General features: G+C 52.2%; 7 protein-coding genes. All 7 read right to left on the bottom strand.

Annotated elements, in window-relative coordinates:
* Positions 1–813 (bottom strand): hypothetical protein (locus Q0620_RS03245; RefSeq protein WP_298783187.1); only part of this gene is annotated, 813 nt, incomplete at its 3' end.
* A gap of 179 nt (positions 814–992) precedes the next feature.
* Positions 993–1742 (bottom strand): serine O-acetyltransferase, encoded by a 750-nt coding sequence (cysE, locus tag Q0620_RS10830; RefSeq protein WP_366125020.1) that lies wholly within the window; start codon positions 1740–1742, stop codon positions 993–995.
* Complete coding sequence (gene speA, locus Q0620_RS03235) at positions 1739–3577, bottom strand: biosynthetic arginine decarboxylase (RefSeq protein ID WP_298783186.1); 1839 nt, start codon at positions 3575–3577, stop codon at positions 1739–1741. The genes cysE and speA overlap by 4 nt, the downstream gene beginning before the upstream one ends.
* On the bottom strand, positions 3574–4815 hold the full coding sequence (gene hisS, locus Q0620_RS03230) for a histidine--tRNA ligase (protein WP_298783185.1): 1242 nt from the start codon (positions 4813–4815) through the stop codon (positions 3574–3576). The genes speA and hisS overlap by 4 nt, the downstream gene beginning before the upstream one ends.
* Before the next feature lie 176 nt (positions 4816–4991).
* Complete coding sequence (locus Q0620_RS03225; protein WP_298783184.1) at positions 4992–5474, bottom strand: hypothetical protein; 483 nt, start codon at positions 5472–5474, stop codon at positions 4992–4994.
* Positions 5475–5688: 214 nt separating this feature from the next.
* A complete protein-coding gene (gene recG / locus Q0620_RS03220; protein ID WP_298783188.1) occupies positions 5689–7107 on the bottom strand; it encodes an ATP-dependent DNA helicase RecG in 1419 nt (472 codons plus the stop codon).
* Between the two features lie 2288 nt (positions 7108–9395).
* Positions 9396–10655 (bottom strand): pitrilysin family protein, encoded by a 1260-nt coding sequence (locus Q0620_RS03215; protein WP_298783183.1) that lies wholly within the window; start codon positions 10653–10655, stop codon positions 9396–9398.
* Between the last annotated feature and the right edge of the window lie 123 nt (positions 10656–10778).

The raw sequence follows: 10778 nt of genomic DNA, 5'->3' as shown, positions 1-10778 counted from the left end.
CTTTAGCTTCCTAAGCTCGCGCAGAACCGCCGCCTTGCTCTTGCTATCCTTTAGCGCATCATAGCACTGCGCGAGCAGCTCTAGCGCGTGAGCCAGAGCCTGCTTGTAAGCCGGCAGCTGCTGATATGCCAAAAGTGCCGCCGCATCGTCTCTCATCGCCGCGAAATGTCTCAGCGCCGCAGACGGATCGCCGCGTATCATCGCGATCTCGCCTAAAATTTCGCGTCCATCGTAGCCCGAGTGCTCGTAGGCGGTGCCGCGCATGCCCTCGTAGAGCTTTACCGATCTGTTCGCGTAATCCTGCGCCGCGGCTAGATTTTTCTGCGCATAGCTCGCAGAAATTTTACTCGCGCCCGCCTCTTTGTAAATAGACAAAAATTGTCGCGCGATCTGTAGATAAAGCCCGCCCGTATCGGGCTCCGTCGCATCCGAAAGCTCCGCTGCGGCAAGCAGATGCTCTAGCGCGGCGGCACACTCGCCCAGCCCCGCATACAGCTGCGCGTAATCCCGCGCGAGCGAAGCCCTACGCGCGCGCTCGTCCGATCCGTCCTCTATAAACGGGCGCAGATGCAAGCAGTGCGCCTCCCATTCGGCCAAATCTCGCAGTGCACGACGCTTGGGCTCGGGCGCCGGCTCATTCAAAGCGGAGCCAGCCTTAGCGCGCAGATACTCGCACGCGCCGCTAGCTCTGCCTTCGGCCTCGTAGGGATCGGGTGTGAGCGTTTGCAGTCGGGCGAAAATCTCCTCCGCACGCACGGGATCGCTCTGTAAAAACATAGTCCAAATAAACAGCGCCTGCTGATATTCGCGCACAGGGCGGTGTGTCCAGGATATTCGCGCACAGCGCCCTTGCGATCGCCGCGAGCCTCGTAGATGCGCCCGAATGTATAAGCGCTCTCGTAATTTACGGCATTGGCATATATCTCCGCCACTCCGCTTTGCATGGAGCTCGCGTCCGTCGCTAGCGAGATCGCGGCATCGGTATCGCCGCGCTACAGGGCGATCCGCGCACGGATAAATCTGCTAAAAATCCGCCCTACTTCGATGCGCTTTAGCTCGCTAAGCTCCTGCGCCCGTGCGGCGAGCTCTTCGGCGCGCGAGATCTCTTCGGCAAGCAGCGCCCGATCGGCATTTTCTAGCAATCTCCAAATTTCGCGCATAGAAGACGCGGTGGAATTTTTAGCGGCAGTATTCGCGGAGGCTATATTTTTTGGCGCGGAAATCTCGGACGGGGCGGGATTTTTGACGGCATTGCCTGCACCGGTAGAATTGGCGACATCCTTTACGACGACGGAATTTGCGCCGATTTTAGAATTTTCGCCGATGGTGATGTTGCCTAGCACTTTGGCTCCCGCGCCTACTACGACGCCGTTTTGTAGCGTCGGATGGCGCTTGCCGTGCTCTAAGCTCACGCCGCCGAGAGTAACGCCCTGATAGATCAGACAGTTATCGCCGATGATCGCCGTTTCTCCGATGACAAGCCCCGTGGCGTGGTCGAAAAACACGCCCGAGCCGATCTGCGCGCCGGGGTTTATATCTACGGCGGTGATTATGCGGGTAAGTCCGCTGATCGCGCGAGCTATAAGCTTAAAACCTCGCTCGTAGAAAAAGTGCGCGAAGCGGTAATTTATCAGCGCCCAGACGCCGGGATAGCAGAAAAATATCTCAAATACGCTGTTGCATGCGGGGTCTTGGCGCAAGGGCTCGGTGAAGTCCTGTTTTAAAATTTGCCAAAAACTCATTTGATCGTCTTTAGATAGCTGTTGTCGTTTAAAAACAGATATAGCTCGCCCAGGATATGTTTTTTCTCTTTATCTCCGATAAGATTTGATTTTTCGACGCGCTCGTTTAGGCTTTCGCGGATATCTACTACGTCGTAGTCCATATCCTCCAAGATGTCGATGACCGATTGAGATTCGATAAAATCCTTGATCTCAAAGCCGCCGTCATCCTTTAAAATCACGGTCGCCTCTGTTGGGTGTGCAAAGAGGTTGTGGCTCATGCCAAGCACCTCCTGATAGGCTCCGACAAGGAAAAAGCCCAAAAAATACTCCTCTTTTTCGGGATCAAAATCGTGCAAAAATAGCGGATTTTTTTGGCTGTCGAATTCTATCTCGCCGTCGCTATCGCAGGTGATATCCCAGATCGACGCCGATAGCGTGGCGCGCTCGTCCAGCCTCTCTAGCGGCATGATTGGGAAGTGCTGCTTGATGCCCCAAAAATCGGGCAGGCTTTGAAAGATCGAGAAATTTACCAAATAGCGTTCTTGGGCGTTGCCTAGGGAGTTTAAGAAATTGCTATACTCTTGCTTGTTGCCCAAAATTCCATACGCCTTTCGCATTATTAGATGAACTAAAATTTCGCCGTTTGAGCGGTCGATCAAATCGACGTATCCTAGATCAAAAAGGGTAAGCACGCTCTCCATGTGCGACATAGCATCGTGCAGATACTCTAGCGCGTTGGAGGGTTTTAGAGTTTTATACAGATCGTATAGCTCGGCGACTACCGGCGGATTATCCTTTTTTAGGGCGAGCTTCTCTTCGGCGTATTCTTGGGTAAAAAGCTCCAAAATCGGCGCTACGAGCACCGCATGGCTGGCGGCTACGTATCTGCCGCTCTCGATAAAAATATCGGGCTCTGCCTCTTTTTTATCCTGCGCGATTGATTTTAACAAAAAAACCACGTCGTTGGCGTATTCTTTTAGCGTATAGTTGCGGTTGGAGCTTTCTTTGGCTTGGGAGTATTCGATAGCAAGCCCTCCGCCTAAATTTATAGATTTTAAATTTTTTGCGCCCATTTTGCGAAGCTCGGTGTAGATATTGCCCGCCTCGATGAGGGCCTTTTTGAGCGGATGGATCTCTGTAATCTGTGAGCCGATATGAAAGTGGATCATCGTAAACTGCTCGATGAGGTCGTTTTTCTTGAGTAAGTTTATCGCCTCTATAAGCTCGGTCGAGGTAAGGCCGAATTTAGAATTTATCCCGCCGCTTTTCGCCCATATACCGCTTCCGGAGTTGTGCAGCCTGATGCGAAGCCCGATGAAAGGCTTTGGCGCAAACCGCTCCTTAGCCGTTTCGATGATGGTTTCAAGCTCGTTTAACCCCTCGATCGTAAGCGTTACGTTATGCCCCATCTCTGCGGCGATGAAGCCGATATTGATGAGCTCCTTATCTTTAAAGCCGTTTACGGTAATCGGCGCGCCGTAGTTATTATACGCCATCGCTAGCAGCAGCTCGGGCTTGCTGCCGGCCTCAAGTCCGTATCCGTAAGGCTCGCCGATATCGACTAAATTTTTAACGAAGCCCGGGAATTGATTTACCTTAAGCGGATAGACGGCGTGGAATTTTCCCTTGTAATCAAACTCCTTAATGGCGCGGTTAAAATTTGAATAAATTTCAACGATCTGCTTTTTGATGAGGTGCGGAAAGCGCAGCAGTATCGGGCCTCGCACGCCGTCTGCGCGGATCTCTTTTATTATATCCACTAAAGGCTGCTTGAAATCGGAGTTTAGGCATAGTTTGCCCCCGTCTATCGTGAAGTTGGAATTCCCCCAAATATTTAGTCCGTAATCGCTCATGCTCTATCCTTAAAAAACGCTTCGACCTCTTTAAATTTAATCGCAAAGGTGCTTTGATCCTCTAAATTTTTGCACCACACCTCGGCGCGATCAAACTCGTCCTGTCCGATGCAAAGGCAAAATTTAGCCTCTGCTCCGTCGGCTGCTTTTAAATGCTTGGCTAGGCTCCTGGGCTCGTATGAAATTTGAGTTTTACAAAACTTTCGCAGCTTTAGCGCAAACGAAAACGCCGTGCTTACGAACGCCTCATCCAGCGCGCCGATATAAAGCCCCTCGCGCGCTTGCTTGATTTCGCGCGTTTTTAAAATTTCGGCTATTCGCTCGATACCTAGCGCAAAGCCCACGCCCGCCGTCTTTCTGCCGCCTAAAAACTCCACGAGTCTGTCGTAGCGCCCGCCGCCGCCTACGGCGCTTTGCGCGCCAAGCTCGCTTGAGACGAACTCAAAGGCGGTTTTACAGTAGTAATCAAGCCCGCGCACAAGTTTCGGATCGATCTCAAATTTTTGCCCGTTTTGGGTTAAAATTCTTTGCAGCTGCGCAAATTCCGCGGCACAGGCGTCGTTTAAATTTTCAGTTATAAGCGGCGCGGCGGCTAAAATTTTCTGGCAGCTTTCGTTTTTGCAGTCCAGCACGCGGATCGGATTGGTGTCGATGCGCCTTTGGCAGTCCTCGCAGAGCCTGTCTTTGCGCTCTTGCAAGAAATTTACGAGCTTGGTTTTATACGCCGGCATGCACTCCTGATCGCCTAAAGAGTTGATTTTAAGCGTTGCGGCGACATTTAGCTCGCGTAAAATTTGAGCTAGCATCAAAATCACGCTCGCATCCTCATAGACGCTATTTTCGCCGAAGCACTCGACGCCGAATTGATGAAACTCGCGCAGACGGCCCTTTTGCGGGCGCTCGTAGCGAAACATCGAGCCTTGATAATAAAATTTATGCACGCCGCCGCTGCGGTCTAGCTTTTTTTCGATAAAGGCGCGCACGACGCCCGCGGTGCCCTCTGGGCGCAGACAGACGCTCTCGCCGCTTTTGTCGCTAAACTCATACATCTCCTTGCCGACTATGTCGCTGCTCTCGCCGACGCTGCGGCGAAATAGCGCGGTCTGTTCGAGCTTGGGGGTTTCGATGAGGCAAAAGCCGTAATTGCGCGCCACGCGCTCGCACACGCTTAAAATTTGCGAGTAGATGCGAGCCTGGTCGTCCAAAATATCGTTCATACCGCGAAGTGCCTTGATCATCGATAAAATCCTTTGTAAAATTTTAAAATTTTCAAATTTTTGCGGCGATTATAGTTAAATTTTCCTAAATTTTAAGCCCTGCCGCTGCCCCTTCGTATCGGTTCTGCTTATTTACATCGCGCATCGTTTCGGCCTGGACGCCTATTTTAAACCGGCTAAGCTTAGCGGTAAAATTTCTACTTCGCCGCCTTGAAGCTCAAGAATTCCTCGTAGCGGCGGTCGATGATCTCTTTGATCTCGGCGTAATTCTGCGGCGAGTTTTCTATGTAAAAATAGGCGTTGTCGAAGTTTTTATCGCCGAATTTTCGCGCGACGAAGTCGCAATAGTCCTGTAAATACCAGCCGTGCGTTTTGGCAAATTTCGTGCGGTCCGTGGTGTAGTAGGCCTTCGCAAAGGCCTTGCCCGCGGTGTTTAGCTCCTCGCTACCTAGCACGCCGTCCATGGCGCCAAAGAAATACCCGCGATAATCAAAGCTATCGTCCATCCGCGCTATATCGTCCGCAAAGTCCGCCGCGAAGTCCTTGGAATAGAGCTTGCGCTCCATGCACCAGCGGAAGAAAAACGCGATGTGCGTCGCGCCGTTTTCCTGCGGGATGTCGGTCGGCGCATTTTTCGCACCCCAGTGCCATTTTGCCTTGTCATAGGTTACGTAAGCCATTTTGCTCTCCTTTTTTTTGGACTTTAAGTTGCATAAATTTTAGAAATTAAAAGCAAATGACGCTTGGTAAAGCTCTAAATTTTATCCGATGCAATCTGCGCCGTGAAATTTCAAATTTTATATCAGGTCGCCCATTATCTCATAATCGCATTCGCTTCGTAAAATTTTGCCGCGACTAAAATTACGTTTAAATTCTATCGCATCTCGTAGAATTTCACGCGCCCCGTCCTATGTCCTTTAGCCGCTGCTTTGCCGCAGCCGTCACGTCCTCTTCATAATCATACCACGCAAACATCGCGCCGTGCTGCACCGAGCCGCCCAGTAGATCGCCTCCCTGTCGGTTTTTCAGATCGATATTTGCGACCTTAAATCCGTCCAGCGTCGCTGCGAACTCGCGCAGGCGCTGCGGCGGAGATTTGAGCTTGGTGTAGAGGTAGCAGCGCCCCGCTTGCCCCTTACGCCCGACACGTCCGCGCAGCTGATGAAGCGACGCAAGCCCCATTCGCTCGGCACCCACGATTAGGATGACGCTAAGCCGCGGCAGCGAGATACCCACTTCGACGATCGTCGTAGTTATCAGCAGTCGCCCCTCGTCGCGGAAGCGGCGCAGAACCTCCTCCTTGTCCTTGTCGCTACCGTGGGTGATCAGCACATCGGGGAATTGAGCCTTCCAAAACGGCGCCGCCTCCTCAAGGCTTTGATAGACCGAGCTTTCGCTTTGCTGCACGAGCGGATAGACGATGATCGCTTGATTGCCCGCGGCGAGCTCACGGCGTAGATCCTGCATAAAGCCCGCAAATCCGTCATTTTGCAAAATTTTGGTTTTGATCTGTTTTTCAAACGGCAGCTGTTTTAAAAAGCTAAAGCTCACAAGCTCGGATTGGATCATGCTTAGCGTGCGCGGTATCGGCGTGGCACTAAACTGAATGAAATGCGCGCGAAACTCGCCGCTTCCCGTTAGGCGCGCGATCTTTTCGCGCTGATTCGAGCCGAAGCGGTGCTGCTCATCGACCATTATGAGATTTGACGGCGCGAGCTCGTGGTAGAGCAGGGCGTGAGTGCCGATGATAAGGTGCGCGCCCGCGAAATTGGGCTCGCGATCGCCGCTTTTTACGAGTAGGACCTTAATCTGCGGCGGCAGCAAACGGCGCGCTTCGGCGTAAATTTGCTCGGCTAGGATGCTTGTAGGCGCCATCAGATAGCTGATGCGCGGGTAGTTCATCGCCGCGCTAGCGAGGATCACGAGCGTCTTGCCGCTGCCTACGTCGCCCATGACGACGCGGCGGCGCGCCAGAGGGCTTTGCAGATCGCTAGCGATGTCCTTTATCGCGCTTAACTGATCGCGCGTAGGCTCAAAAGGAAGCGAAGCGAGCCAATCCGAAATGTCGCTCAGCGGGTAAATTTGCGCAGGGAAGCTCGTTTTTTTCGCGCTTAGCTTTTGCAAGTAGTTTAGAATTTCGACAAATTTCAGCGTACGCAAAATCGCAGCACCGCTCATAGATGCGGCGGCTGCAGCCTGTACAGCCTCGACAGCATGGACAGTTCCAGCGTCGCTTGCAATTTGAGCGATTGTAGGTATGGCGGTCGTAGCTTGGGCGGCTGCGGTCTGGATAGTTTCAGTTTGATAATGCATAGGTTGCACGGCACAATCGCGCGAAGCGCTCATCGGTGCGGCGAGCGCGTCTTGAACAGCCTCGGCGCTGCTTGCGGTCTGAGCGATCGTAGGCTCTGCGGTCTGCACAGCTACTACCGTCTGAACATTTTTGGTTTGATCGCAGGAAGGCTGTGCGCCCGCAGCTTGTGCGTTCAAAGTTTGGATAGTCGCGGCTTGCGCGCTCGCTACTTGGCTTGAAGTTTGGATTGCTGCGGGTTGCGCACCTACGTCTTGAGTTTGGGCGATTGCGGATTGCAAATCTGTGATTCGAACGTCTGAAGTTTGAATCTCTGTGGGGTGTGTATCTACGTCTTGGGTGCTTGAATTTTGTTGTGAGACTGCGGCTTGCTCGGCTACGGACTGCTTGGTCGCGGCATGCTCTAGCGTGGGCTGCACGGCCGCAGCTCGAGCGTCTGCTGACCGCGCCATTGCTCGGGTGTCGTATACTAGGTTTTTTGAAATTTTATCGCCGCTCGCCGCCACGTCATTGTCGCTTTTGAGATCGTCTGAAATTTCATCCTTGCGCGCTTCGGCGCCGTATGTGGCAAGAAAATTATCGTCGCTTTGAACGCTAAAATTTTCGTCGTTATAAATCTCCTCCTCGCGCGCCTGAGGTTCCTCGCCGTCCAAAATTTTATCGCTCACAGCCTCTCTGCTGTGGATATTTTGGCTGGGCGAGACTTCTGCGCCATTTGGAATTCCGCCGCTTAAAATTTCATTCGCCGTGCCGCGCATTGCTTCGCAGGCAAGAGCTCCGCTACTTTGAGGATAGTTTGAAATTTTACCCCTAAAAATTTCATCATTTTGCGATCTGCCCTTTAAAATTTCGGCGGCTACCGAGCTTTGCGAGCTTGGAATTTCTCCGTTACCTAAAATTCTGTCGTCATTTAAAATTTTGTCGCTGTTTGAAATTCCGCCATTTAAAATTTCACTGCCGCTCGGAATTTTGCCGCTGTTTGAAACGTCGTCGCGCTCGCCGAAATTTTCCGCGCCGCCCTCCTTGAGCTGCCTATTTAGCGCGGCTAGCATTCGCACGCTGTGCGGCGAGCTCTCGTGTAGCGCGAGCAGTACCGCCGCCTCGTCCGCGCGCAGTCCGCAGCCTAAAAGCGCGCTCGCGCTTAGATATTTTTTGATCAGCTTTTGCGCCGCGGCGTCGCTCAGCGCGGCTTTGTATTTGGGCGCGATCCTGCCCGGCTCGCTTACGATTTTTGGATTTATGAACTGCCACGAGCCGAAGCTCTCGTCGCATTTGCCGTGGATGAAGAATTTTTTGCCGCGCTTGAAGGCGCCGAAGTGCCAGCTTTTGGCGTTGAAGATCACGATTTTGATCTCGCGCTCCCAGCTGAGGCAGTGCGCCGTGACGATGAGCATCGAGCCGCGCCTGTGCTGGAAGAGGCACTCGACCTCTGCCGTGCTCTCGCCCGCACAGGGCGCGTCTCTGACGCTTAGATCGTCGAAGCTTTTGGGCAGAAGCAGCGCCAGATCCAAAAGCGTCGTAATGCCCGCCTTTTGGAGCGTCGCCGCGTCTTTTGCTTCAAAAATCAATTTTCATCCTTTAAAATTTGATAGGCATTTAAGCCCTTGCGCTGTGAAATTTTATACGCCGCAGTGAAATCATCCGCCTAAATTTGATCGAAATTCTATGCGCCGCATCGAACGCTTGCCTAAATTTGATCGAAATTTCGCCCATTGCGGCAAATTTATTCGCTATATTCTTCCATAAATTTTGCCCGCTCTGCGGCGTGTTTTATTTGGCGGCCGTACTTTGCGGCGCGAACCGGGTTTTAAAAACAGAGCGCGGTCGCTTTAAATTTCACGGCGCGGCTTGCAAACATGGACTTGGCGCCGCTCGTGAAAGCCCAAGTCGCGACTTTAATTTTCGCAGCGCGATTTGCAAACCGCAAAAATTCAATTACGGCAGCCGCCACTGCGCGCCTTTTTAAATTTCACGGCGCGGCTTACAGACGGCGTGCTAAATCGGGCTTTGATTTTACGCGCTGAAATTTTCCGAGCCGTGCACGGCGCCTTTAAATTTAGCCGCCCTTATAAGGCTCGCAGATTTAGCGGCTTTTGCAAAGCCTCGCAAGTTTTAGCGCAACGGCAGGCGAGGTTTTAAATTTTAAACGCACAAGCCGTCCGCAAACGGCGCGCAAAAGTAAAATTTAGCGCCGTTCGCGCCTTAATATTATCCGCGCCGCTTTACAAATTTTAAAATTTATCCAAATTTTAGGCCGGTCGCAGGTATGCACTCGCTGTGTCGCGACGGGCTAAATTTTAAGCCCCTTTTTTGCGGTGGCCTCGTCGCAAATGACGGAAAAGCTTAGGTTCATGATCTCGTCGTGTGACTTGATGAAATCGTTGAGCGCCCCGAGCTTTAGCGTCTCGATGCGCTTTAAATTTCGCTCGAACTCGCCGAATGCGTAGCCCTTGTAATACTCGCTCTGCGCGATCGCCGCGCGCTTAAACATCGTCTCTTTTTGCAGCACGGCGCTTCCGATTAGGAATTTTTTTGCGCTTTTTAGCTCCGCTTCGCTCACGCCCGAGGCGATAAACTTCGCGATCTCTGCCTTTACGAGCGCGGCGGCGTTTTGTAAATTTTCGTTTTTCGTCTGCAGATAGCCCCAAAACTCGCGGCGGCTAAGCTCAAAATCGCCGCGCGCATAGACCGAGTACGCAAGCCCGTGCTTAACGCGGATGCGCTCCATCAGCCTGCTGCCGAAACCGCTGCTTCCGAGCACGAAAAGCGCGGTGTTTGCGATGAACTCCTGCTCCTTTGGCAGCGTAAATGGCGCGCCGAAGTAGATGTATGCCTGCTGCGTCTGCTCCTTTTGGATCTTTATTTTTTTCGCATCGCTCGGCGTGAAAAACGGCAGCTCGCGCTTTTCGCCGCTCGAAAAGAGGCTCAAAATTTCCGCGATTTTCGGGTTTTTATCGCTCACGTCGCCGCATAAAACGACGTATAAATTCTCTAAACTCAGCGAGGCGAAAAACTCCCGCACGTCCTTCATCGTGATCCGCTCTATGCTCGCCTCGTCGCCTATGAGCGGCCGCTCGAGCCTCGTGCGCGGATACAGAAGCGCTTTGAGGTTGCACGTCGCGATGTAATCAAACTCGCTTTTTAGCACGGCGATCTCGCCTATGGTTTGCATTTTTAGCTTTTCGAGCACCGAGGGCGTTAAATTGGGCTTGCTAAGTAGCTCTCGCAGCATATCTAGGCCGAAATCGAAGTGCTCTTTTAGGCAGTTTAGCTGGATGCCGAAGGTTTCAAAATTGCTCGCAGCGCTGATCTCGACCGCGCGGATATCGAGCTTGCGGTGAAATTCGCTCACTCCCAGCGTCTTTGAGCCCTCGCCCAAAACGCCCGCGCAGATGCGCGCAAGGCCCGGAGTCTTCTCGCTCACCGCGCCGCTTGCTTTAAAAATTAGCTTGAAGCTCGCCACCGGCAACGAATCGTCGAACTGATACAAAAAGTCGATTTTAGCGCTCTTACCGCCTTTAGCTTTAAGTGAAATCTCTTTTTTTTCCATTGTTTTCCTTTATAAAATTTTTAAATTTTATCGCTCTTGCAGGCACAGTTTTAAAATTTTGACGCAGCCGCGCCGCTTTTAAATTTGCGCCAGGGCTTGTTTTTAAAATTTCATTCAAGCTCG

Origin of the sequence: uncultured Campylobacter sp., from assembly GCF_938017615.1 — a bacterium.
Classification (GTDB): domain Bacteria; phylum Campylobacterota; class Campylobacteria; order Campylobacterales; family Campylobacteraceae; genus Campylobacter_B.
Note: the sequence above shows the minus strand (reverse complement) of the source record. Positions and strands in the feature narration are given on the sequence as shown.